Annotated in this window: 20 protein-coding genes and 1 pseudogene; 15 read left to right on the forward strand and 6 right to left on the reverse strand. The window is 68.7% G+C overall.

Annotated features, from left to right (window positions below; all coding sequences use genetic code 11):
* Positions 1-137: 137 nt before the first annotated feature.
* Genes ACSVDD_RS20200 through ACSVDD_RS20210 form a run of 3 tightly spaced genes read left to right on the forward strand, consistent with a single transcriptional unit; the run spans position 138 to position 3,293 of the window.
* Positions 138-959 (forward strand): outer membrane protein assembly factor BamD, encoded by an 822-nt coding sequence (locus ACSVDD_RS20200; RefSeq protein ID WP_448191189.1) that lies wholly within the window; start codon positions 138-140, stop codon positions 957-959.
* Entirely contained in the window at positions 926-2,635 is a 1,710-nt protein-coding gene (gene recN / locus ACSVDD_RS20205; RefSeq protein WP_448191190.1) for a DNA repair protein RecN, read from the forward strand. The genes ACSVDD_RS20200 and recN overlap by 34 nt, the downstream gene beginning before the upstream one ends.
* Before the next feature lie 10 nt (positions 2,636-2,645).
* Complete coding sequence (locus ACSVDD_RS20210) at positions 2,646-3,293, forward strand: LysE family translocator (protein ID WP_448191191.1); 648 nt, start codon at positions 2,646-2,648, stop codon at positions 3,291-3,293.
* A gap of 278 nt (positions 3,294-3,571) precedes the next feature.
* Here ACSVDD_RS20210 and ACSVDD_RS20215 read toward each other — a convergent pair whose 3' ends face one another.
* The gene (locus ACSVDD_RS20215; protein WP_448191192.1) at positions 3,572-4,087 is read right to left on the reverse strand and encodes a hypothetical protein; all 516 of its coding nucleotides are present in this window, start codon (positions 4,085-4,087) and stop codon (positions 3,572-3,574) included.
* A gap of 105 nt (positions 4,088-4,192) precedes the next feature.
* On the opposite strand from ACSVDD_RS20215, the pseudogene ACSVDD_RS29765 reads away from it, so the two are divergent.
* Positions 4,193-4,429, forward strand: a pseudogene (locus ACSVDD_RS29765) (DNA ligase LigA-related protein); the annotation flags it as partial.
* Positions 4,406-6,739 (forward strand): NAD-dependent DNA ligase LigA, encoded by a 2,334-nt coding sequence (gene ligA / locus ACSVDD_RS20220; protein WP_510167011.1) that lies wholly within the window; start codon positions 4,406-4,408, stop codon positions 6,737-6,739. The pseudogene ACSVDD_RS29765 and the gene ligA, both read left to right, overlap by 24 nt.
* 19 nt (positions 6,740-6,758) lie before the next feature.
* On the opposite strand, the gene ACSVDD_RS20225 is transcribed toward ligA, so the two are convergent.
* Complete coding sequence (locus ACSVDD_RS20225; protein WP_448191193.1) at positions 6,759-8,048, reverse strand: HD-GYP domain-containing protein; 1,290 nt, start codon at positions 8,046-8,048, stop codon at positions 6,759-6,761.
* A 185-nt stretch (positions 8,049-8,233) separates the two neighbouring features.
* On the opposite strand from ACSVDD_RS20225, the gene ACSVDD_RS20230 reads away from it, so the two are divergent.
* From ACSVDD_RS20230 to ACSVDD_RS20255, 6 genes are all read left to right on the forward strand, one after another.
* Positions 8,234-8,770 carry a hemerythrin domain-containing protein gene (locus ACSVDD_RS20230; RefSeq protein WP_448191194.1) on the forward strand — a complete coding sequence of 179 codons (537 nt, stop codon included), beginning with the start codon at positions 8,234-8,236 and terminating at the stop codon, positions 8,768-8,770.
* 81 nt (positions 8,771-8,851) lie between these two features.
* Positions 8,852-9,739: a 50S ribosomal protein L11 methyltransferase gene (locus ACSVDD_RS20235; protein WP_448191195.1), complete on the forward strand. Its 888-nt coding sequence runs from the start codon at positions 8,852-8,854 to the stop codon at positions 9,737-9,739.
* Positions 9,740-10,095: 356 nt separating this feature from the next.
* Entirely contained in the window at positions 10,096-11,868 is a 1,773-nt protein-coding gene (locus tag ACSVDD_RS20240; RefSeq protein ID WP_448191336.1) for an aminopeptidase P family protein, read from the forward strand.
* Positions 11,869-12,065: 197 nt separating this feature from the next.
* The gene (locus tag ACSVDD_RS20245) at positions 12,066-12,431 is read left to right on the forward strand and encodes a chemotaxis response regulator CheY (protein WP_448191196.1); all 366 of its coding nucleotides are present in this window, start codon (positions 12,066-12,068) and stop codon (positions 12,429-12,431) included.
* A gap of 24 nt (positions 12,432-12,455) precedes the next feature.
* A complete protein-coding gene (locus ACSVDD_RS20250; RefSeq protein WP_448191197.1) occupies positions 12,456-13,655 on the forward strand; it encodes a protein phosphatase CheZ in 1,200 nt (399 codons plus the stop codon).
* A gap of 145 nt (positions 13,656-13,800) precedes the next feature.
* On the forward strand, positions 13,801-14,532 hold the full coding sequence (locus ACSVDD_RS20255) for a protein phosphatase CheZ (RefSeq protein WP_448191198.1): 732 nt from the start codon (positions 13,801-13,803) through the stop codon (positions 14,530-14,532).
* Positions 14,533-14,547: 15 nt separating this feature from the next.
* On the opposite strand, the gene ACSVDD_RS20260 is transcribed toward ACSVDD_RS20255, so the two are convergent.
* On the reverse strand, positions 14,548-15,570 hold the full coding sequence (locus tag ACSVDD_RS20260) for an alpha/beta fold hydrolase (RefSeq protein WP_448191199.1): 1,023 nt from the start codon (positions 15,568-15,570) through the stop codon (positions 14,548-14,550).
* Positions 15,571-15,831: 261 nt separating this feature from the next.
* Between ACSVDD_RS20260 and ACSVDD_RS20265 the strand changes: the two genes are divergently transcribed.
* Positions 15,832-17,289 carry a 4Fe-4S binding protein gene (locus ACSVDD_RS20265; protein ID WP_448191200.1) on the forward strand — a complete coding sequence of 486 codons (1,458 nt, stop codon included), beginning with the start codon at positions 15,832-15,834 and terminating at the stop codon, positions 17,287-17,289.
* Between the two features lie 32 nt (positions 17,290-17,321).
* Positions 17,322-17,870, forward strand: a complete 549-nt coding sequence (locus ACSVDD_RS20270; RefSeq protein WP_448191201.1) for an iron transporter — start codon at positions 17,322-17,324, stop codon at positions 17,868-17,870.
* Positions 17,871-18,098: 228 nt separating this feature from the next.
* Here the strand turns inward: ACSVDD_RS20270 and ACSVDD_RS20275 are convergent, their stop codons facing one another.
* A complete protein-coding gene (locus ACSVDD_RS20275; protein ID WP_448191202.1) occupies positions 18,099-19,310 on the reverse strand; it encodes a hypothetical protein in 1,212 nt (403 codons plus the stop codon).
* A gap of 88 nt (positions 19,311-19,398) precedes the next feature.
* Positions 19,399-21,729, reverse strand: coding sequence for an ATP-dependent helicase (locus ACSVDD_RS20280; protein ID WP_448191203.1), 2,331 nt, complete (start codon positions 21,727-21,729; stop codon positions 19,399-19,401).
* A 457-nt stretch (positions 21,730-22,186) separates the two neighbouring features.
* On the opposite strand from ACSVDD_RS20280, the gene ACSVDD_RS20285 reads away from it, so the two are divergent.
* Both ACSVDD_RS20285 and ACSVDD_RS20290 read left to right on the forward strand, forming a co-directional pair.
* The gene (locus tag ACSVDD_RS20285; protein ID WP_448191204.1) at positions 22,187-22,876 is read left to right on the forward strand and encodes a LuxR C-terminal-related transcriptional regulator; all 690 of its coding nucleotides are present in this window, start codon (positions 22,187-22,189) and stop codon (positions 22,874-22,876) included.
* A gap of 231 nt (positions 22,877-23,107) precedes the next feature.
* Positions 23,108-23,752, forward strand: coding sequence for a LuxR C-terminal-related transcriptional regulator (locus ACSVDD_RS20290; RefSeq protein ID WP_448191205.1), 645 nt, complete (start codon positions 23,108-23,110; stop codon positions 23,750-23,752).
* Positions 23,753-23,756: 4 nt separating this feature from the next.
* Here the strand turns inward: ACSVDD_RS20290 and ACSVDD_RS20295 are convergent, their stop codons facing one another.
* Positions 23,757-24,599 carry an alpha/beta fold hydrolase gene (locus ACSVDD_RS20295; protein ID WP_448191206.1) on the reverse strand — a complete coding sequence of 281 codons (843 nt, stop codon included), beginning with the start codon at positions 24,597-24,599 and terminating at the stop codon, positions 23,757-23,759.
* Between the last annotated feature and the right edge of the window lie 74 nt (positions 24,600-24,673).

The raw sequence follows: 24,673 nt of genomic DNA on the forward strand, positions 1-24,673 counted from the left end.
CTCAAAAGAGGAGGCCGGCGTCCCGCCATGATCATTCCGGCACGGCAGCCTTTCTCCCCTCCCCGACTGATCCGACTTGCCGCGCCCGCGCTCGGGCGTGCTATATAAGGCCACCATTTCACGGTCCTAAGACGACGATGCCCTCCCCTCGCCTTCTCCGCACGCCGGTTGCCGCCCTCCTCCTCGTGTCCGCGCTCGCGGCCTGTTCGTCCGACAAGGACGACCTCGCCTACGTCGAGCGTCCGCCCGAGCAGATCTTCGATGAGGCGGAAGCCAACATGAAGAAGGAGAATTACAAGACCGCCGCCAAGCTGTTCGACGAGGTGGAGCGTCAGCACCCCTACTCGGCCTGGGCGACCCGTGCCCAGCTGCGCGCGGCCTACGCGCACTATGAGAACCTGAAGTACGACGACGCCATCCTGGCGCTCGACCGCTTCATCCAGCTGCACCCCGGCAGCCCGGAAGTCGCGTACGCGTACTACATGCGCGCGCTGAGCTATTACGAGCAGATCACCGACGTCGCCCGCGACCAGCGCATGACGCGCCGCGCGCTGGATGCGCTGTCCGACGTGGTGCGCCGCTTCCCGGATACGCCCTACGCCCGCGACGCGCGCATCAAGATCGACCTGACCAACGATCACCTCGCCGGCAAGGAGATGGAGATCGGACGCTTCTACATGCGTCAGGCGCAGTACACGGCGGCCATCAACCGCTTCCGCACGGTCGTGGAGCAGTACCAGACCACCTCGCACACCGCCGAGGCGCTGCACCGGCTCGTCGAATGCTATCTGGCGCTCGGCGTCAACGACGAGGCGTCGACCGCCGCCGCCGTCCTCGGCCACAACTTCCCGGGCAGCGAATGGTATCAGGACAGCTACGCCATGCTGGTCGAGCACAAACTGCAGCCGGAGCGGAACACCAAATCGTGGCTCAGCAAAGCCTGGAACTCCCTGTTCTAGGGCGGTCCTCCCTCGCCGCGCTGACGATCCGGGACGTCGTCCTGATCGAACGGCTGGCGCTGTCCTTCCGTCCCGGCCTGTGCGTGCTGACCGGCGAGACCGGCGCCGGCAAGTCCATCCTGCTGGATGCGCTGGGGCTGGCGCTGGGCGCGCGCGGCGATTCCTCGCTGGTCCGCCACGGCGCCGAGCAGGCCTCCGTCACCGCGGAGTTCGACCTGTCCGGCGACCACCCGGCCTTCGCCATCCTGCGCGAGCAGGGGCTGGACCCGGATGAGCATCTGGTGGTCCGCCGCACCGTCAGCGCCGATGGCCGCTCGCGCGCCTGGGTCAACGACCAGGCGGTCGGCGTCGGCCTGCTGAAGCGCCTGGGCGAGGAACTGGTTGAGGTGCACGGCCAGTTCGAGACGCACGGTCTGCTCAACCCCGCCACGCACCGCAGCGTGCTCGACGCCTACGCCGGCCTGGACGGCAAGGCGGCGCACGTCGCCGCCGCGCACCGCGCATGGCGTCAGGTCGAGGACGCGCGCGCCAACGCGGCCGGCGAAATTGCCCGCGCGCGCTCTGAAGAGGAATATCTGCGCCACGCCGTGGCCGAGCTGGACGACCTCGCCCCGGTGCCCGGCGAAGAGGAGCAACTGGCCGAGACACGCGCCGTGCTGATGCACCGCGAGAAGGTCGTCGAGGCGATGAACTCCGCCTACGCCGAGTTGTCCGGCGACCGCGGCGTCGAGCGCTCGCTGGCCTCGGCTTTGCGCATTCTGACGCGCATCGCCGAGAAGGCCGGCGGCAAGCTGGACCAGACCATCGCCGCGCTCGACCGCGCCGCCGCCGAGGCGTCGGAGGCGGTCAACGCGCTCCAGGCCGCGTCGAGCGACGTGGACATGGACCCGGCGGCGCTGGAAAAGCTGGAGGAGCGCCTGTTCGCGCTGCGCGCCGCGTCGCGCAAGCATGGCGTCGCGGTGGACGGGCTGGCGGCGTTGCGCGACGACATGGCCGGCCGATTGGCGCTGATCGAGGACCAGGGCGACCTGCTCGCCCGCCTCGCCAAGCAGGCGGAGGCGGCGCGCGAGACCTACCGCACCGCCGCCGAGGATCTCAGCAAGGCGCGACAGAAGGCCGCCGGCCTGCTCGACAAGGCGGTGGCGGTCGAGTTGCCGCCGCTGAAGCTCGACAAGGCCAAGTTCCGCACGCTGGTCGAGCCTCTGGGCGACGCCGATTGGGGGCCGGCCGGCATGGACCGAGTCGCCTTCCAGGTCGCCACCAACCCCGGCGCCCCGCCGGGGGCGCTCAACAAGATCGCCTCGGGCGGTGAACTGGCGCGCTTCATGCTGGCGTTGAAGGTGGTGCTGGCGCAGACCAGCACGGTCGGCACGCTGGTTTTCGACGAGGTGGACACCGGCATCGGCGGCGCCGTCGCCGCCGCGGTCGGCCAGCGGCTGGAGTCGCTGGGCCACGGCCTTCAGGTGCTGGTGGTGACGCACAGCCCGCAGGTCGCGGCGCGCGGCTCCGTGCATTTGAAGGTGCAGAAGGCGGTCAAGGGGCAGATCGTGACCACCGGCGTCGCCGAACTGGACGGCGACGAGCGCCGCGAGGAGATCGCCCGCATGCTCTCCGGCGCCACCGTCACCGCCGAGGCGCGCGCCGCCGCCGACAGCCTGATCGCCGGGCGCGGGTAGGAAGCGCATCATGAGCTGGCACACGCTCGGTCTGTTCCTGGTCACCACCTTCGTCGTCTCGGCGACGCCCGGCCCGAACATGCTGCTCGCCATGAGCGTCGGCCTGCGCTTCGGCGTGCGTCAGGCGGCGTGGGCGGGGTTCGGCATGGTGGCGGCGCTGACCGTTCTGGCTACGGCGTCGGTGCTGGGCCTGGGTGCGGTGCTGGCCGCCTCCGAACCGGCTTTCCTGACCATTAAATGGCTGGGTGTCGGCTATCTCGCATGGCTCGGCTACAGCACATGGCGCGCTCCGGTCGAAGCCGTGCGCCCACGTGACGCCGCGCCGGGCGACGCCGCACCGGCCGACGCGGCGGGCTCGGCCGGGCGCCTGTTCGTGCGGGGCGCGCTGGTCGCCTTCAGCAACCCCAAGGCGCTGGTGTTCATGGCCGCGCTGTTCCCACAGTTCATCGAGCCGGAACGCCCGCTGCTGCCGCAGCTCACCGCCCTGGTCGCCGTGATGGCGGTGATCGAGTACGGCTGGATCATGACGTACGCGGCGGGCGGCCAGACCATCGCCGCGCGCCTGTCCAGCACCTCGGCGGTGCGCAGCCTGAACCGGCTGAGCGGCGGCCTGATGATTGGCGCGGGCGGGTTGCTGGCGCTGGCCCGGCGAATCTGAGTGGGGCGGTTGTCTCGGGCGGGGAGAATTGCTATCTTGAAGGAAGCCGGGGGTGCTCGTAACACCCCCGGCCACCTCTAGCGTCGCGTTAAGGTGATGCGGATCTTGATCCGCCATCCCCGGAAACGAAGCTCGAGAGAGAAGATGGGGTCTTCCATCTTGTTCTCCCTTGATTGCCGGCCGGGTCCATTCCCGGCCGGCATTCCATTTCAGCACAGCGGGCGCGAATTGCACACCATCGCGTGTGTGCGGCATAACACGCACACGCCGCGGGATGCCTATCCAACCACCTTCCACGGCCCCCAGGCGCCCATGCGCAGGCCGACCTGGTATCTGGTGAAGGGGATGGGGATCGCCACGTCGCGGGGACGGAAGAACAGCAGACGCCGCGGGGTGTCGGCGGCGGCGAACTCCAGGCGGGCGCCCTTTGGCTGCTCGTCGAACTCGTTGCTCATGACCTGCCAGACTTCCAGGCCGTCGCCGTAGTTGCTGACCTTGTACTGGCCGCAGCGCCACTCGGCGCTCTCGCCGACGCTGCCTTTCACGACCTTGCGGTCGCCCTCCATCTCCACCGAGCCGATGCCGGCCGCCTCGCCGCCCACCGACGGCCCCTGCGTCTCGGCGCGGAAGCCGAGGCTCAGCCAGGAGATGCGGGTGCGCGGGATGAGGCTGCGCACCAACCGCGCGTCATCGGCCGAAAAGCGCTCCGGGTCGTCGTAGAGGATGCGGTCCAGCGCAGCGGCCACCAGCATGCGCTCGTCGATGGTCAGGGGCTTGACGGGAGGGCTGGGCATGAAGGATCCGTAGCGTCGTCACAGGCGGTCGTGCCAGTGTTGCCCCAACACCAGCGCTTCCGCCAGTCCTCCGTTTCGCCCCGTCTCAGCAAGCCGAGCCGCACCATGACCGACCTCTTCGCCACGCCCGCCACCCTGCGCGCCACCCCCGTGGAGGCGCTGACCCTGGAGCAGGCGCAGGCTGAACTGGCGGCGTTGGCGGCGGAGATCGCCCACCACGACCGGCTCTATCACCAGCAAGACCAGCCAGAAATCCCGGACGCCGAATACGACGCGCTGGTTCGCCGCAACGGCTCCATCGAGGCGCGCTTCCCGGAACTGCAACGCGCCGATTCGCCCTCGCTGCGCGTCGGCGCGGCCCCGGCGGCGGGGTTCGGGAAGGTGCGGCACGCCGTGCCGATGCTGTCGCTGGGCAACGCCTTTGCGCCGGAGGACGCCGCGGAGTTCGTGGCGCGCATCCGCCGCTTCCTGGGCTGGGGCGAGGACACGCCCATCGCCTTCGTGGCCGAGCCGAAGATCGACGGGCTGTCCTGTTCGTTGCGGTACGAGGACGGGCGGCTGGTGCTGGCCGCCACCCGCGGCGACGGTGCGGAGGGCGAGGACGTCACCGCCAACGTGATGACCATCAAGGACGTGCCGAAGATTCTCAAAAAAACGAGAAGGCCCTCCAGCACGCCGTGGGCAAACAAGCGAAATGTCAGAAAGCCCCCACGGGCCGAACGAAAGAATGTAAGATTCCTCAGCACTCCGATTAGCGCTGTGCCTATCCCGCTCCATCCCACACAAAAGGTGCTGAAGTCCAAAGCTGTACCACTTCTCATTCCCGCCGTGCTGGAGGTGCGCGGCGAGGTGTACATGAACCGCAACGAGTTCCTGGAGATGAACCGCGCCCGCGCCGACAAGGGTGAGCCGCTGTTCGCCAACCCGCGCAACGCCGCCGCCGGCTCCTTGCGCCAGCTCGACCCGAAGATCACCGCGGCTCGGCCGCTGTGCTTCTTCGGCTACGCGCTGGGCGAGGTGTCGGAACGCATTGCCGACACCCAGTGGGGCATCCGCGAGCGGCTGAAGGACTGGGGCTTCGCGCTGAACCGCCCGGCCGCGCACGTGGACGGCGTGGAAACGCTGCTGCACTATTACGAGCAGGTCGGCCAGCGGCGCTCGTCCTTGCCGTTCGACATCGACGGTGTCGTCTACAAGGTGGACCGGCTGGACTTGCAAGAGCGGCTGGGCTTCGTGTCGCGCGCGCCGCGCTGGGCCATCGCCCACAAGTTCCCGGCCGAGCGGGCGCAGACGCGGCTCAAGGGCATCACCATCCAGGTCGGCCGCACCGGCGCGCTGACCCCAGTGGCCGAGTTGGAGGACATCACGGTCGGCGGCGTCGTGGTCAGCCGCGCCACGCTGCACAACGAGGACGAAATCGCCCGCAAGGACATCCGCGTCGGCGATTTGGTCGTCGTGCAGCGGGCCGGCGACGTGATCCCGCAGGTGGTCAGCGTCGTCGAGTCCCAGCGCCCGGCCGATACCGAGCCCTACCGCTTCCCCGACCACTGCCCGGAGTGCGGCAGCCTCGCCGTGCGCGAGGAGGGCGAGGTGGTGCGGCGCTGCACCGGCGGCCTGATCTGCCCGGCCCAGGCCAAGGAACGCCTGCGCCACTTCGTCAGCCGCAACGCCTTCGACATCGAGGGCTTGGGCGAAAAAATCATCGAGGAATTCTGGGACGACGGTCTGGTCCGCTCGCCCGTGGACATCTTCACGCTGGAGGAGCGTGCGCGCGACGGCGCCATTCAGATCCTCGGCCGACCGGGCTGGAAGGAGAAGTCGGTCGAGAACCTGTTCAAGGCGATCAACGAGCGCCGCAACGGCATCGATCTGCACCGGGTGATCTTCGGCCTGGGCATCCGCCATGTGGGCGAGGTGACGGCGCGCGCGCTGGCCCGGCACTATGTCTCGCTGGACGCGTGGCTGGCGGGCATGGACGCCGCCGTCGCAGCGATGCCGGGTGCTGCGTGGCGCCAACTGACGGCGCTCAAGGGCGTCGGCCCGTCGACGGTGTCGGCGCTGCTGGCGTGGTTCGCCGATGCGGAGAACATCGCCAAGGTGGACTTCTACGCCAACCAGCCAGCGCTGCGACTGGAGACGGTGATCGGCATGCTCGGCATCAAGGACGTCAAGAGCAACGCCGCCAAGGCGCTGGCCGAGCACTACGGCACGCTGGAGGCGTGGCGCGACGCCATGGTCGGGGCGGCCCGCGAAATGCCGGGCGAGGCGTGGAACGCGCTGGTCCGCGTGCCCGACGTGGGCGAGGTGGCGGCGGAGGAGATCGCCGGCTTTTTCCTGGAGGAGCGCAACCGCGCGATCATCCAGGGCTTGCGCAAAGCCGGCTTGCGGGTGCTGGACGCCGAGCGGCCGAAGGCGGGAAACACGCCGGTGGCCGGCAAAACCGTGGTGTTCACCGGCACGCTGGAAACCATGACCCGCGAGGAAGCGCAGGAGCGCGCCCAGACGCAGGGTGCCAAGGTCACCGGGTCGGTGTCGAAGCGCACGGACTACGTGGTGGTCGGCGCCGACGCCGGCAGCAAGGCCGCCAAGGCGCGTGAACTGGGCGTGACGGTGCTGAGCGAACGGGAATGGCTCGACCTGATCGGGGGATGACCGGTCGGATCGAAACGCGCTAAGACGCCGCGAAGTAGTGCCCGACGAGGCGGCGCAGTTCGCCTTCCACGCCCGCATCGCCCAACGTGGTCAATCGCGTGTGCAGGTCTTTGGCGATGATGGCGAATTGCGTCAGCATCTCCGGGTCGAAATGCCGCCCGGCGCCGTCGTGTAGGATGGCCATCGCCTGGGCGAAGGGCATCGGCTCCTTGTAGGGGCGGCGGGAGGTCAGGGCGTCGAACACGTCGGCGATGGCGAAGATGCGCGCAACGGCCGGGATCGCCTCGCCCGCCAGCCCGATGGGATAGCCGGTTCCGTCGAACTTCTCGTGATGGCCGCCCACCACGTCGGCGGCGTCGTCCAGCCACGCCGACGAGCGCAGGATGTCGAGCCCATGCACCACGTGGGTCTTCATCACCGTGAACTCATCGGCGTCCAGCTTGCCGGGCTTCAGCAGGATGCGGTCGGGAATGGCGATCTTGCCGACGTCGTGCAGGAAGGCGCCCTTCACCAGCCGCCGGATGCCGGCAGGCTCCAGGCCCACCGCCTCGGCCAGACGGATGGCGAGGATCGTCACGCGGTAATTGTGCGCGTGGGTGTCGCTGTCGCGCTTGGCGATGGCGCTGCCGAGAACGGTGAGGATGTCGATGTTGGCGTCCAGCAGCCGGCGCGACAGGCCCATGACGCCGCGGTTGAAGGCGACGAAGATCGGCAATAGGACCAGCGCCGCCGCCAGCACCGACAGGGTGGAGACGGCGACCACCGTCGCGGTGTCCTTGACGATCTCGCCGGAGCGCTCGGGAGAGAGTTGGAAGACGCTCTCGAAATAGCCGAGAAGCCGGCCCTCCCGGTCGACCATCGCTTCCATCGTCTGGATGAAGAACAGGCCGTCCAGATGGAACCGCTCGTAGCGGAACTCGCCCACCTGGGGAAAGTGATGGCGGTTTGCCGTCAACCGCTCCTCCGCCCATTCGGCGCCGGGTGCCACATACTCGGCACTCTTGGCCTGGGTGGCGTCGTAGAGTTCGGCGACGATGAAGATCCCGTCGGTTTCGGCCCGTCCGGCATCCTTCCGGCTGGTCATGAAGCGGTGCAGGAGGTCGGCGGCCCGCGCGTCGCCGGCTCCGGCAGACAGCGCGTCGCTGGCCTCGGAGAGAAAGGCCGCGGACTCGCGCTTGGCCAGCTCGGACACCCGCGTATCGGCCATTTCCACCTCGACGAGGAAGGCGGCGGTGCCGACGGCCACGGCAAGGAGCAGCGCCGCAAGCGCGACGCGCAGCAGGATCGACCGGTAGGTGGGGAGTGTCATCGGCGGCTCTCTTCGGAGAACAACAGGCGAAACAGGCAACCGCCTCCTGGACGGCCGCCGTAATTGACATCCATGAAGCTGAACCGGGGCTGAATGGGCCGGCTTCGGTTGACCGTGACCGGATTGCGCCCTAGCCTGGGCTCGATCACAGTGGCCGCTCACGCCTTTCACCAGGGGTCGCGACGATGCCATCCGGGCTGAAGCAACTGATGCGGGACCACGGCGTCATGCACGCCGTAATCGAGGCCGTCGAGCGGGAAATCGGCGCGGCGCAAGCCGGCCGGCCGTTCGATGCCGGCCTCGTCGTCCTGGCCCTGCGGTATCTCCGCGACTTCCCGGAGTGGTTCCACCACCCCCGCGAGGAGGTTCTGTTTGCGCGGGCGATCCGCAAGGACCCGCAGTGCGAGGCGCTGCTGGCCCAGGTCATGGCCGAGCACGACCGGCTCCCCCCGTCCAGCCAGCGCCTGCTCGACGCGTTCGAGGCGCTTGCGGCGGAGGCGCGCCCGCCGCAGGACGACCTTCTGGCCGAGCTTCGGCGTTACGTGAGCGATCAGCATCGCCACATCCAGCACGAGAACGAGGACATCTTCCCCGCCCTCTCGGCGCTGTTCGACGAGGCCGACTGGGCCATCGATGCGGCGGACCTGACCGATCCCCTGCACGGCACCCGCGACCCCGGACTGTTCCGCCCGCTGCTGGAGCGGATCGGGGTGACGCGCTGACGGCGTGATTTTCTTCGCCTCCCGATGTCTTGGTGGTAAAAGCCGCCACCGACCCAGCATTCCAGCGGAAACCCAGCCCCCATGGCCGCTCCCAAGCTCTGGCGCATCGCGCTCGCCGTTCCCGAGATCCACGCCCAGATTTTCGCCGACGCGGTGGGCGACCACGCCGACGCTGTGTCGACCTTCGAGCTGGAGGAGAACGTCACCTGGCTGGTCGAGGCGACCGTCTACGGCGAGCCGGACCGGCCGCGGCTGACCGCACGCGTCGCCATCCTGGCCGAGGCGCTGGGCCTGCCCGAGCCGGCGCTGGTCATCGAGGAAGTGCCGGCCATCGACTGGGTGTCGCACAGCTACCAGGGCTTCCCGCCGATCCGCGCCGGGCGCTATTTCGTGCACGGCTCGCACCACGAGGGCGTGGTGCCGCCGGGCTCCATCGGCTTGCAGGTGGACGCCGCCACCGCCTTCGGCACCGGCGAGCACGGCTCGACCAAAGGCTGCCTGCTGGCGCTCGACCGGCTGGCGAAGCGGCTGCGGCTGCCGCGCCGCATGGGTGCGGCGCTCGACATGGGCTGCGGCTCGGGCATCCTGGCGCTGGCGGTGGCGAAGACATGGCATGTGCCGGTGGTCGCCGTGGACATCGACCCGGAGGCGGTCCGCGTCACTCTGGAGAACGCCCGCATCAACCGCCTGCACGCGCTGATCCACGCCGAGGGCGGCGACGGCTACGACACGGGCATCGTCGGCCATAACGGGCCGTACCAGCTGATCACCGCCAACATCCTGGCCCGCCCGCTCGCCCGCATGGCGCCGCGTCTGGCGCACGAGCTGGCGCCGGGCGGCTACGCCGTGCTCGCCGGCCTGCTGGCCCGGCAGGAGCGGCACGTCATCCAGGCGCACCGCACGCAGGGCCTGCACCTCGTCGCCCGCATCCCCATGGGCGAGTGGACGACGCTGGTGATGCGGCGCTGACGGCCTCGCCAATGGTGGTGCCGCGGGGATAGTGCTTGTCCCGAACCCGTGCCGGTTCTAGCCTTTGCCACAGGGATCAAGGGCTTGGAGATGGAACGGTGCAGGACACTCCGCGCGGCTACCGTGGCGACGGGCATCTGGCGGGTTTGCTGAAGCAGGCCGGCGTGGCGCAGACGCCGGACGAGGTGCGCGCCCTGGCGGCCGGCGTGCTGGCCGCACCGCCGGCCCACGACCCCGATGCATGGCTCGTTCTGGTGGGCGAGCGGCTGCCGGCGGACCTCGCCGATCAGCTTCAGGCGCTCAAGGCCGATCTGGTGGACCGCAGGCCGACCGCCGCCCCCGACCACGCCGCGCGCATGTCGGCGCTGCGCGGCGCGCTCAAGCGCCTGGGGCTGGACGGTTTCGTCGTGCCGCGCGGCGACGAGCACCAGGGCGAGTACGTGCCGCCGCGCGCGCAGCGGCTGGCGTGGCTGACCGGCTTCACCGGCTCGGCCGGGCTGGCGGTGGTGGGCCGGGACCGCGCCGCCATGTTCGTGGACGGCCGTTACACCCTCCAGGTCCGCCACGAGGTGCCGGAGGAACTGTACGAGTACAAGCATCTGGTGGACGACCCGCTGGCCAACTGGGTGGCGGGAGCGCTGCCGGCCGGCGCCAAGCTGGGCTACGATCCGTGGCTGCACACCATCGGCTGGGTGGAGAAGACCCGAAGCGCGCTGGAGCGCGCCGGGATCGAGCTGGTCGCCGCCTCTGAGAACCCGGTGGATTCCGTGTGGGCCGGCCAGCCTCCGGCGCCGCTGGCCCCGGTCGTCGCCCATGACCTCGCCTTCGCCGGCACCGCCGCCGCCGACAAGCGGGCGGACATCGCCCGCAAGCTGGAACAGGACGGCATCGGCGCCGCGGTGCTGACGCAGCCCGACTCCATCGCGTGGCTGCTCAACCTGCGCGGCGGTGACGTCGCCTGCACGCCGCTGCCGCTGTCCTTCGCCATCGTTTGCGACGACGGTGCGGTGGACCTGTTCATCGACCGCCGCAAGCTGGCGCCGGGCGTCGAGGCGCACCTCGGCAACCATGTGGCGGTGCGCGAGCCGGCGAAGTTCGGCGCGGCGCTCGACTCGCTGGGCAGCTCCGGCCGCAAGGTGCTGGCCGACCCGGCGACCACCTCGGCGTGGATCTTCGACCGGCTGACGGCGGCCGGGGCGCGGCTGGCGCGGGACACCGACCCCTGCGCGCTGCCCAAGGCCTGCAAGAACGCGGTCGAGCTGGACGGCACGCGGCGCGCCCACCGGCGCGATGGCGTCGCCATGGTGCGCTTCCTGAAATGGCTGTCCGAAGCGGCGCCGAGCGGAGCGGTCACCGAACTGGCGGCGGCCGAGCGGCTGCTGGGCTTCCGCGAGGACGGCGAGCATTTCCGCGACCTGAGCTTCGAGACCATTTCCGGCGCCGGGCCGAACGGGGCCGTGGTGCACTACCGCGTCTCGCCGGAGACCGACCGCCGGCTGGAACCGGGCAACCTGTACCTGATCGACAGCGGCGCCCAATATCTGGACGGCACCACCGACGTCACCCGCACGGTCGCCATCGGCACGCCGAGTCCCGAGATGCGCGAGCGCTTCACCCAGGTGCTGAAGGGCCACATCGCGGTGTCCACCGCGCGCTTCCCGCGCGGCACCAGCGGCTCGCAACTCGACACGCTGGCGCGGCTGCCGCTGTGGCTGGCCGGGCTCGACTACGACCACGGCACCGGGCACGGGGTGGGCAGCTATCTGTCGGTGCACGAGGGGCCGCAGCGGATCTCCAAGGTTCCCAACACCGTGGCGTTGCAGCCCGGCATGATCCTGTCCAACGAGCCGGGTTACTACAAGACCGGCGCCTACGGCATCCGCATCGAAAATTTGGTCGTCGTGCAGCCTTCGACGGCGACGCCCACGGTCGAGCGGCCGATGCTGGGGTTCGAGGTGCTGACGCTGGTTCCCATCGACCGGGCGCTGATCGAGCCGACTCTGCTGACGTCCGTGGAACTGGATTGGCTCGACGCCTACCACGCACGGGTCCGCGACGCGTTGTCGCCGTTGCTCGACGGGCCGACGGCCGAGTGGCTGGCCGCAGCGACGCAACCCGTCGCACGGTGAAGCCCGGTGAAACGCGGGGGTGTGATCGTTGCGTGACGGGCCAAATCGGCCGGCGGAACTAACCCCTTGTTTACCCACCTGCGGCACAGTCGCTCAAAGGGATGACATTTCCCCAGATTTGAGGCAATACAGTCCAGCCAGCACGCGCGCAGGACGCGAGGGCGGGCTGAGCCAACGGAAAACGCGGAGACGCCTAGATGAAGATCCTCGTCGTCGATGATTACGCCACCATGCGGCGCATCGTTCGCAACCTGCTCACCCAGATCGGTTACACCGACATCGACGAGGCGGGCGACGGCGTGTCCGCGCTGGCGAAGCTGCGCGAGTCCAAGTTCGGCCTGATCATCTCCGACTGGAACATGGAGCCGATGACCGGCCTCCAGCTCCTCAAGGAAGTGCGCGCGGACGCCAAGCTGGCCGGCATCCCGTTCATCATGGTCACCGCCGAGAGCAAGACCGAGAACGTGATCGCCGCCAAGCAGGCCGGCGTGAACAACTACATCGTCAAGCCGTTCAACGCCGACACGCTGAAGCAGAAGATCCAGTCGGTCATCGGCGGCTAACCCCGGCGGGCAAGGAGCCACCCGGTGGAGACACTGCCGCAGCTCAGCGACGAAGAGTTCGACCAGATCGAAGAGGCGGTCGCTCGGACGGCGAAGGGGCGTGCGTTCCTGCGCCGCTTCCATCGCCGGGCGATGGGCGCCTCGGCGGAGGAAGTCCGCGGCATGCTGACGGAGTTTCGCAACTCCTGGCAACAGCAGAGCATGGTCGCCGAATCCGCCAAGCACGTGGACGTCCTGCGCCGCGAGCTGATCGAGATGGCCGGCTCCATCGAGACGGCGCGGCGAGAGGTCGCAGCTCTGCGTCCCCCCGATGGGGCCAACGACAAGATCCTGTCGGCCACCAACGAGCTGGACGCCATCGTCATCTCCACCGAACGGGCCTCGTTCGAGATCCTGAACGCGGCCGAAAAGCTGATGGAGCTGTCGAACAAGCTGCGCGCCGGTGGCGCCGACGGCGGCCTGTGCAACGAGATCGAGGGGGAGGTGTCCAACATCTTCACCGCCTGCTCGTTCCAGGACCTGACCGGCCAGCGCACCAACAAGGTGGTGAACGCGCTGCGCTACATCGAGCAGCGCATCAACGCCATGATCGGCATCTTCGGCGAAGATGCGCTGGCGGCTATCCGCATCCACCACGAGTCCACCGACACGCGGCCGGACGCGCACCTGCTGAACGGTCCGCAGCTGGACGGCCTGGGCGTCAGCCAAGCCGATGTGGACGGCATGTTCGACAGCCCGGCGGCAGCCCCTGCGGCGGCGGCTTCGGCGCCGGAGCCGGAGCCGGCACCGGCTGCTCCGGCAAAGGCCAGCCAATCGGACATCGACAGCATGTTCGACAGCCCGGCACCCGCAGCGCCGGCAAAGGCCAGCCAGTCGGACATCGACAGCATGTTCGACAGCCCGGCACCCGCAGCGCCGGCGAAAGCCAGTCAGTCGGACATCGACAGCATGTTCGACAGCCCGGCACCCGCAGCGCCCGCGCAGGTCAACCAGTCGGACATCGACAGCATGTTCGACAGCCCGGCCCCGGCTCCGGCCGCCAAGCCGGCGCCGCCCGCGCTCAAGCCGCCCCCGAAGCTGCCGCCCAAGCCACTGGCGTCCCCGGCCAAGCCGGCGCCTAAGCCCACTCCGGCCGCCAAGCCGGCGGCGCCGGCGCCGGCACCCGCGCCGGAGGCCGCCATACCGGCGCTCGATCAGTCGGCCATCGACGCGCTGTTCGGGTGACGGACGACCGGAGTCCAGGAAAAGAACGAGCGCGAAAATGCGCCAGGTTTGCTAGTTTTTCGCGCCGCCGCTGTACCGGCGGGTCAACATCACCACCGGCCGGAGCGCAGAAACCGGGCCACCGGGACGAGAGGCGGGGGGCCTCATGAAGCACAATCAAAAGCCGTTCATGGCCGAGCTGCAGAAATCCCAGCGCAGCAACGGCAACCCCTTCGTCGCCGCCACCGCGGCGGCCGCGGCGTCTCCCATCGCTGCGCTGTCCGGCCCGATCGCCATCGACCAGTCGGAAGTCCTCAAGGCCATCCAGGACGTCGGCGCCAAGATCGACCGCTTCCTAGCGCTGGACATCCAGCAGATCGACCAGATCCAGACCGAGGTCGCCGACATCTCCGGCCGCATCAAGGCCACCAAGGTCGAGATGGCGGCGCTGCGCCACCCGTTGGCCGGCGAGGACCGCTTCATCCAGGCGTCGCAGGAACTGAGCGCGGTGGTCTCCTCGACCGAGGCGGCGACCAACACCATCATGGGCTGTGCCGAGGAGTTGGAAGAGATCGTCAACGAGCTGAAGGCGTCGTCGACCGACGCCTATCAGAAGGACCGCCTCAACGACATGCACGAGGTCGTCGTGCGGGTTTACGAGGCCTGTAACTTCCAGGATCTGACCGGCCAGCGCATCACCAAGGTCGTCCGCGCCCTCTCCTTCATTGAGGAGCGCATCGAGTCGATGATGAACCTGTGGAACCGCCGCGAGTTCGAGGCAATGCCGCTGCCGGCCACCACCACCGCCATGGACGGCGATCTGGAACTGCACGGCCCCTCGGACGACACGGTGGCCGGCAACATCTCCCAGTCGGACATCGACGCGCTGTTCGCGTAGGAGAGCGCCCTCCCCTCACTGCCACGCGGACACCGTGCGGTCGGCCTTCGGGCCGGCGGCCGGCGCCGTCATGGTGTCGATGGCGGACAGAACCTCGCCGGGCACCGCGTAGTGGACCATGTGCCCGACGTTGGGCACGAGGTTCAGCGTGCTGTGCGGGATCTCCGTATGGAGACGGGCCGATTGCCGCGCGACATCGGCGGCCTTGTCCTCGGCCCCCGCCAGGATGGCGACCGGCATCGTCAGTTCCCTGTACCTGTGGTCCACCGCCGCCGCGGCGCCGATCATCATCGCACCGTCCTCGGCCATGGCGCGGATTTGCCAGGGGCGCAACGCCATGGCCGGAGCGAAGGTCTCGATGAAGCGGGCGGGGATGGGGCACGGCGCGAACATGCCCTTGATGAAAGCCGGCAGCAACGCGGCCCCAACGAGCGGCGAGACCGTGTAGCGCAGCACGTCGCCCAGGACCGGGATCGCGGGCGGTGCCGCCAGGGCGACGTCGGCGCGTGCGGTCGGGTAGTAGTAGCCGCCCAGCAGAACGAGGCCGCTCACCGCCTCGGGATGGTCGAGGCCGAGCGCCACGGCCACCATGGCTCCCAACGAGTGGCCGAGGACGACCGGGCGCTCGATGCCCAGCGCGTCGAAGGCGTGTTGGAGAAGGGTCGCCTGCGCCGTGGGTGTCCACACTGTGCCGCGCGGGCGGTCGCTGTAGCCCATGCCGGGGCGGTCGAAGGCGATGACCCGGTGGTGCGTGGCCAGCAGGTCGAGAAGGCCGCTGTGCGCGAAGTCCTCGGCCGAAACGATGTTGCCGTGGATGAGGACGACCGGCGGTCCGGCGCCCTTTTCCAGGTAATGGAGCCGAACGCCGTCGACGTCCACGAACCGCCCTTTGGGAGGGTTCCGCCGCTCGGCCCGGCGCGCCTGATAGCCGTTGATCACCGCGGTCGCCGCCAGCGCCGCGGCGGCGATGCCGATCAGGGTGCCTTTGCGCGACGCCCGTGAACCAACGGAGCCTTGGGTCTGCTGGATTGTCGTCACGGGGACCTCCGGCGTGGGTTTGTGCGTTGCAGCACAGCAGACCGGTTAACCCCTGCGATGCGGATCGGTTCCACACGGATTTTCTGGACGTGCTGCCCGGCGCACAGTTTTCATTCGCACCGAGTACTGCGTTGCTCGCATTTACCTGTAAAACCGCCAACCACAACAACCACAGAGGTGCGACCGGCTGTCGCATTGCGATTCAGTCTCAAATGCAGGCTTCATGCGCGAACGACTTTCATTCTTAGTGTCGAGTACGCCATGGACACCCGCGGGGTTCCAACCACGATAGAGAATGCCGACGCCGCCCGCCGCCGCGCCCCGTTCCGGCGCGGCGGGCGGCTGGTGCGGCTGGGCGCTGCGGCGGAGCGCTTGTTCGTATGGCTGCGGCCGTGGCTGCCGGCGGTGCACGCGGTGATGTTCGTGGGGTTCCTCGCCATCCTATTCGTGCCGCTGCTGTTCGACGATCCGCCGGCCGACGCCGGACCGTTCGACCATGTCACCGTGCTGGCGCACACGTTGCTGTGGGGCGTGTGGTTCCCGCTCGCTTTCCTGTCGGTGGTGTTGACCGGGCGTAGCTGGTGCGGCCTGCTCTGCCCCATGGGCGCCTCGTCCGAATGGGCGGGCAAGGTCGGGCTGAAACGGCCGGTGCCGGCGTGGCTGCGCTGGCCGGGCACGCCGGTCGCCAGTTTCATCCTGGTCACCGTGTGGGGCCAGACGGTGGGCGTGCGCGACCACCCGGAATCCGCCGCCATACTGTTCGGCTCGGTGTTCGCAGCGGCGCTGGTCATCGGTTTCCTGTTCGGGCGCGGCAAGCGCGCGTGGTGCCGGCACGCCTGCCCCATCGGCCTGCTGCTCGGCGTCTATTCCCGCCTGGGCGCCGTCGAGTTCGCGCCGAAGCGCCCGGAGACCGGTGGCGACCGCTGGACGGAAAAGACCGTCTGCCCGACGCTGATCGACCTCAAGCGCAAAACGGAATCGCGCCACTGCATCGAGTGCTTCCGCTGCGTCGGCCCGTCCTCCCAGGGCGGGCTGTACCTGAAGCTGCGGGCGCCCGGCGCCGAGATCGAGACCGTCGCCGCCCACAACCCGAGCCTGTCCGAGGTGCTGTTCCTGTTCATGGGCACCGGGGTGGCGCTGGGTGGCTTCCTGTGGCTGGTGCTACCGTCGTACCAGAACCTGCGCATGGCGGTCGGCGACTGGGGCATCGACCACGGCTGGTACTGGCTGGGCGAGGCGGGGCCGAGTTGGCTGATGGCGGTCTACCCGGAGCGCCGCGAGGTGTTCCGCTGGCTCGATTTCATCCTGATCGTCGGCTACATGCTGAGCTGGCTGGCGGCGCTGACCGCCACCCTGTCGGCCACCACGGCGGCATCCGCGTGGCTGTCGGCGCGGCTGGCGCCGGGGGTGGCTGGGGTGCGGGCGCGCTTCGTCCAACTCGGCTACCAGTACGCGCCGGTCGCCATGGTGTCGCTGCTGCTCGGCCTCGGCAGCGGGCTGTTCGACACGCTGGCCCTGCTGGGCCTAAAGCCGGCGGCGGTGCTCGGTGCCAAGGGCTTGGTCTTCGCGCTGGGCGCCCTGTGGAGCCTGCGCCTCGGCGACCGCCTGCTGGCGGCGCAGGGCGTGCCGGCCACGTGGCGATGGCTCCCGCTCCTTCCCGGTGCGCTCGGCAGTTTCGCCATCGGCGCCGCCTGGTATCCGGCGCTGTTCGGCGCCTGACCTTTTTCACTCGCCCCTTTCTGGAGACTTGCATGATGATTCTCGCACGCCCCATTGCCGCCTCGGTGTTCGCCCTCGGCCTTGCCGCGACGCCGGCGCTCGCGGGTGAGATTCCCATTGGACAGCCGCTCGAAGCGAACGGACTGAACGTCATCGGCGTCTATTTGCAGCCGGTGGTGATGCAGCCGGCCATGGCCGACCAGGACGCCAAGAAGACCGACATCCACCTGGAAGCCGACATTAAGGCGCTGAAAGACAACCCGAACGGCTTCCGCGAGGATTCCTGGGTTCCGTACCTGATGGTGGACTACACCATCGCCAAGCGCGGCAGCGACTGGAAGGCCAAGGGAATGCTGCACCCGATGGTCGCCAACGACGGCCCGCACTACGGCGCCAACGTGGCGCTGAGCGGGCCGGGGCAGTACGACGTGACCTTCCGCATCGCTCCCCCGGCGGGCGGCGGCGAGCATGCGTTCATGCGGCACACCGACAAGGAGACGGGCGTGGCCGCCTGGTGGAAGCCGTTCGAGTTCAAGGGGGATTTCAAGTTCGTGGGGACCGGGAAAAAGGGCGGGTATTGAGCCTGCGGTCTTTCCGCAACTGACGCTGTGCGCACAACATTCACACGGATTTTGGGGATTTGAACACGGATTACACGGATTTTTCTTATTCGTGCGCAGCAGCGGCCTTCGGGATGACCCGACGCCCTGCAAGCATCAAAAAATCCGTGTAATCCGTGCCTCAATCCGTGCAATCCGTGTGAATGTTGTGCCCCCCGCGGGATCTTTCGAACCACGCGAGGCCGCCCCTCACCCACCCTCGCCCGGCCGGAAGGTGGTCGACAGGCGGTCGGCGATGTCGTGCATGCCCTGCTCGCGCAAGATCGCCTGACGATGGCGCAGCAGGCGCTTCGCCAGCGCCTTCTCGGTTTCCACGCCGCCCAGCAGCGTGCCGTCGGCGCCCTTCAGGCGGGCGATGACGGTCTCGATCAGCATCGCCTCGGACTTGGCGTCGCGGCGGTCGAGTGGCTGGTCGCTGTTGAGCGCCGAGCGCACACGCTCCACCAGCACGATCCGGCAGCACGGCGCCCGCCCAGCGGCGATCAGCGCGCCGATGCGGGTGAGCAACGGGTTCACCGGCGCGCCCTTGTCGCCGGGCGGCCGGCCGTACAGCGTGTCGGCCAGCGCGCACAGCCCATCGGCGAGCGTTGGCTGCGCGCCCAGCAACTCCTTCACCACCTCGGCCGCGCCCAGCCCATCGGCGATCACGCCCTCCAGCAGCGCCGACGGACGCTCGTCGTCCGTTCCGGCCATCAGCTTGACCAGCAGGTCCAGCTTGCCGGTCAGCGTGTTGCCGGCGCTCAAATACTGCGTGAGCATGGCGAAGAAGACGAAGTCGTGCTGCTCCGCCCCCACCGCGGCTTCGATCTTGCGGCTGGTCTCGCTCAAATCGCCGTCGTCGAAGGCCGGCAGGCGTTTGCGCTCAGCGGCGAAATCCCGCGCCCGGACCAAGGCCCGATCGACCAGCGCCCGCAGATCCTTCACCCGCGCGGCAACCGCTACCTTCTGGGTTTCGCCGTGGTGACGGGCGACGGCGTGGATCGCCGCCCCCATCAGCGTGCCCTGCTCGTCCAGCCGGCGGGCGTAGCTCCAGCCGTGCAGCAGTTCGGTCGGCGTCACCTGAAATTTATCGAGGAACTGGCGCAACAGGCGGCCGATGACGATGCGGCTCCCGAACCCGTACAGTTCAGCCAGTTCCGTGCAGTAGGGCGCCCCCTCGGCCGTGCCGGTGATGCCCAGCGGCTTGGTCTTCTGCTCCGGCGCCTTGCGGTGGAAGATGGCGGTCTGCAAGGCCATGCCGGCAAGGCTGCGCGACTTGAAGACCTTCACCTCCTGGACGCCGGACACGGTGAGCTGGACGCGGGCGCAGGACAGCGCCGCTTGCTCCTCGGTGAAGGTCGCCTCCATCCGCCAGCGGTCGTCGATGCGAACCTGCACCTCGAACAGGGCACCCTTGAACAAGGCCTGCCACCTCCACAGCTCCGATCGATCCTGAGGCCGAACCGGGCCGCGGATCAACGGGTTTCGCCGCGCCTCTTCAGCCCGGCCCTCAGTCCGCTTGGTCGGCGGGCACGACGAAGGAATCCATCAGCTTCTTGGTGCCGGCCTCGTCGAAGGCGATTTCCAGCTTGTCCTGCTCCACCGCGACCACGGTGCCGTAGCCGAACTTCTTGTGGAACACCCGTTCCCCCTCGCCGTAGGGCGAGGACGGGCGCGGGCGCGCTTCGACGTGGTAGGCGGTGCCCTCCAGCGTGACGCCGCGCGGCGCCGGTGCTTGGCGTTGCGGCTGGCGGAAATTGAAGCCGCCGGACGACTCGCGAGCCCCGCCGCCGCTGCCATGGGAACCAAAGCCGGCGGCGCTCGCCCCGGCATAGAGGCCGGATCCGGCTTCGGCCTCGACATCCCCCGGCGGCAGTTCGTCGACGAAGCGCGAGGGGATGGCGCTCACCCAACTGCCGTACAGGCGCCGGTTGGCGGCGTGGGTCACGTAGGCCCGCTTGCGCGCCCGCGTCAGGCCGACATAGGCGAGGCGGCGCTCCTCCTCCAGGCCGGCGATGCCGGTTTCGTCCAGCGCGCGCTGGTTGGGGAACACGCCCTCCTCCCAGCCGGGCAGGAAGACGATGTCGAACTCCAGGCCCTTGGCGCCGTGCAGCGTCATCAGCGAGATCTGTTCGGAGCCGGCGGCCTCGGCGTTCTCCATGACGAGGCTGACGTGTTCGAGGAAGCCGCCGAGATTCTCGAACTCCGCCATGGCGGTGATGAGTTCCTTCAGGTTCTCCAGCCGGCCGGGCGCCTCGGGGGTTTTGTCCTCCTGCCACATGCGGGTGTAGCCGGACTCGTCCAGCACCATGCGGGCCAGATCGGTGTGCGGCATGGTCAGCGCCAGCCCGCGCCAGCGGAAGAAGTCCTGCAACAGCGTGCGCACGGTGGCGCGCACCTTGGGCTTCAACTCGTCGGTTTCGGTCAGCGCCCAGCCGGCCTCGGTCAGCGACCGGCCCTGCCCGCGCGCCGCCGTGTACAGGCATTGCATCGCCGCCGGGCCAATGCCGCGCTTGGGCACGTTGACGATGCGCTCGAACGCCAGATCGTCGTCGGGGGAGTTCACCACGCGCAGATAAGCCATCGCGTCGCGGATTTCCTGCCGCTCGTAGAAGCGCGGGCCGCCGATCACCTTGTAGGGCAGGCCCAGGGTGATGAAGCGCTCCTCGAACTCGCGTGTCTGGAAGCCGGCGCGCACCAGCACCGCCATATGGCCAAGCGGGACGCCCTGGCGCTGGAGCGATTCCACCTCGTCGCCGACCCAGCGCGCCTCCTCCTCGCCGTCCCAGACGGCCTTGACGCGCACGCGCTCGCCGCCATCGGCCTGCGTCCACAGCGTCTTGCCGAGCCGGCCCATGTTGTGGGCGATCAGCCCCGACGCGGCGGCCAGGATGTGCCCAGTGGAGCGGTAGTTCTGCTCCAGCTTGATGATCTTGGCGCCGGGGAAGTCGGTCTCGAAACGCAGGATGTTGCCGATCTCGGCGCCTCTCCAAGCATAAATTGATTGATCTTCATCGCCGACGCAACAGATATTCTTGTTTCCACTTACCAATATGCGCAGCCACAAATACTGCGCCACGTTTGTGTCCTGGTACTCGTCCACCAGAACGTAGCGGAATTTGCGGTGATATTCGGCCAGCACGTCCGGGTGGTTCTGAAAGACCGTCAGATTGTGAAGCAGCAGGTCGCCGAAGTCGCAGGCGTTCAGCGTGCGCAGGCGGTCCTGGTACTGGCGGAACAGCGCCACCAGACGCCCGCCGGCCACGTCGCCGCCATCGGACTCGGACAGCTTGTCGGGGGTCAGGCCGCGATCCTTCCAGCGCTCGATAGCCCCCAGCACCTGACGGGCCGGCCACTTCTTCGAATCGACGCTCTCCGCCTCCAGCAGTTGCTTGATCAGTCGGATCTGGTCGTCGGTGTCGAGGATGGTGAAGTTGGACTTCAGCCCCACCAGTTCGGCATGGCGGCGCAGGATGCGCGCCGCCAGCGCGTGGAAGGTGCCGAGCCACCAGCCCTCCGGCTCCATGCCGACCAGGGATGCTACGCGCTCGCGCATCTCGCGCGCCGCCTTGTTGGTGAAGGTGACGGCGAGGATCTGGAACGGCATCGCCCTGCGCGTCATCAGCAGGTGCGCCAGACGCGTGGTCAGCACCCGCGTCTTGCCGGTGCCGGCGCCGGCCAGCACCAGGACGGGGCCGTCCAGCGCCTCCACGGCCTCGCGCTGGACCGGGTTGAGGCCGTCCAGGTAGGCGAAGCGGGGGGCCGGTGACATGGCTCCGGCGTGGGGGCCAATGGGCGGGCCGGCGTGGCTCAGCGGGTCGTCGTCGTACGCATCGGTCATGACCGCAGCATATAGCACGCTCGCGCGCGCGACGAAGCCCCCAGGAGCACGGGGCTGACCGAGCCCGAGCACCTCGGCCCTCGGTCATACGCCTCTGGGCGTTCCGGTCGGCCGACACCATTTCCCTTGGCTGAGGGAACCGCACCGCGGATCATAAGACATGCCCGAGGCACCGCATGCATTCCCTCCTGCATCGACCACAGCACGCGATTGTTCACAGTGGTTTTTGATGCATTATTATTCCATTGCATGGCACCAGCGACTGCACGCCGGATGGTTTGTCTTGGCACAGCTTTGGGCATATGCCGATTTCATGCGCAACCTGCCACTTTGGGGAAATTTTCTGTTGTGCGAATCTGGGGTATGGTCACGTCGGAATGTAGCACTCCCGGCACCGATGGGTGGCAACGAGACGACCCCGACGACGTGAACACAGAAAAAAGGCGGGCAGACGACGATGGACCCCGTGAACGTTTTCCTCATCGATGCGAACAAGCTCTTCCGCGAAGGCATGAAGCGGCTGTTCGAGAGTTCGCCGTTCAAAGTGATCGGCGAGGCCGGCAGCCTGCGGGAAGGCCTCCCCGCGGCCGAGGCGGCGGGCGGTGGTCCGGAGTTGATCCTCATCGACCTCGCCAGCGGCGGTGACGACGAAGTCGAAGCGCTGCGAGCGTTGCGCGCCCGCAACCCGCAGATCCGCGTTGTCATCCTGACCGGCACGCTGGACACGCGTCTGCTCTCCGGGGCGCTGGGCGCCGGGGCCGACGGCTATCTGATGAAGGACATCGCCTGCGAGGCGCTGATGCAGTCGCTGCGCCTGGTGATGATGGGCGAGAAGGTGTTCCCCACGCACCTCGCGGCGCTGCTGGTCTCCGGCCGCACCGACGAGATGGGGGGCGAGGCGCCGACCCGCCGCAAGGGGCTGTCGCAGCGCGAGGTGCAGATCCTGCGCTGTCTGCTGAACGGCAACTCCAACAAGATGATCGCCAACCACCTGAAGATCACCGAGGCGACGGTGAAGGTCCACCTCAAGAGCCTGCTGCGCAAGATCAACGCCTCGAACCGCACGCAGGCCGCCATCTGGGCGCTGAACAACGGCATCGGCGACCAGACGGCCGATACCGAGGGGGTCAGCGCCTCCATGGTCTGACGCCACACCCACGCCTGTATCGATACCGGCGCCCCGTGTGCGGGCCGGCCGCTTCGCTGCGGCCGGCCTTTCCTTTTTGCCCCTGGCTTTCCGGCTATATGGGCAGTCCTAGCACCAAAAGCTCACTTTACCCGCACACTCCCTCAGCATTAATTGACAAACGTTTTTGATCGGCCGCCCTCCACTCAGGTGTAGCATTGGGCCGCCCCAGAACCGCCAAAGGGCCTATCCATGAACGTACTGATCGCTGATGATCATCTGCTGTTCCGGGACGGGCTGAGGCGGCTGCTGTCGCAATTCAAGGACGACATGACCTTCTTCGAGGCCAGTACTTTCGACGAGGTCAGGGCCTTGACCGACGGCGACACCGATTTCGAGCTGATCCTGCTTGATCTGGGCATGCCGGGATGGACCGGCTTTCACGAGTTGGGCGACATCCACGAGCGGCTTCCGCGCGCGCTGCTGGTGGTGGTGTCCGGTTCGGAGCGGCGCGCCGACCTGCTGTCGGCGCTGGAGAACGGCGCGGCCGGCTACATTCCCAAATCGTCCAGCGCCAAGGTGCTGCTCGGCGCCTTGCAGCTGGTGCTGGCCGGTGGCATCTACGTGCCGACCCAGGCGATCCGCGGCGACTTGATCACCGAACACGACCTCATCGCCGACGACACGCTGACCAATGTCGGCCCCGGCGGCGGCGAACAGCTGACACCCCGCCAGCGCGAGGTGCTGGAGCGTCTGCGCGAGGGCAAGTCAAACAAGCAGATCGCCCACGAACTGGGCCTCACCGAAGGCACGGTGAAGGTCCACGTCACCGCCATTCTCCGCCTGCTCGGCGTACGCAACCGCACCCAGGCGGCGCTGACGGCTCAGGGGATGTAAGGCTTCACACCCCCGCGGCGTCCGCAGCCGTCGCCAGTTCGGCGATGGAGGAGCGGATCAGGTCCTCATGACTCCAGGGCAGGAAGTGGTCGGCGCCGGGCACGTCGACGAAGCGCCGGGCACCGGGGCCGTTCAGCGCCGTCCGCAGGAAGGCGACGTTGGCGAAGGGCACCAGCGGGTCGTCGGTGCCGTGCACGGCGGTCACCGGCACCGCCACCTCGCCAAGCCGCGGCTCCATCAGCGCCAGTTGTTCCTTGAGCGCGATCAGTTCGGCGTTGGAGTTGCGCAGCGCCCGCGGCAGCAGCGGCGCCACCCAGGGCAGCGCCGCCACGCGCTGCATGGGGTGGACGCGCTCCAGCTCGGACGCCAGCGCGGCGCCGGACAGCAGCAGCCCGCCGACACGCTCGGGATGGTCGAGCACGGCCCGCATGGCGACCGGCGCCCCCATCGAGTGGCCGACCAGCAGCGCTCGCCTGCCGCCCCGCCCTTCCAGCAGCGGCGCTATGGCCGCGGCCTGCTCCGCCAGCACCACCGGCACCGCGGCGGGGCCGCTGTACCCGAAGCCCGGCCGATCGACGGCGACGAACTCCAATCCCGGCGGCACGCCGCGCAACAGGCCCGCCCATTCTTCGGCCACGCTCGGGCTGCCGTGCACCAGGACGACGCGGCGGCCGGACGGATCGCCGGCCGCCAGATAGCTGATGCCGCCCAGCGAACGCCGCTCCACGCCGTCGCGCCGCTCGCCGGGCGCCCAGCGCTCGGGCGGCCCGGCAAGCGCTTCCTTGACGGCGCGCAGGGCGTCGCACGCCCATCGCAGGTCGAACTGCAATCTCTCGGTCCGGCTCATGCCCGCCTGTATAGCACGGGCCGGCGCGGAATGGAGGACCAGGGTCCTTGAGTGCCGCGCGCGCCTCCCCACAT

The sequence above is a fragment of the Azospirillum terrae genome (assembly GCF_053470425.1).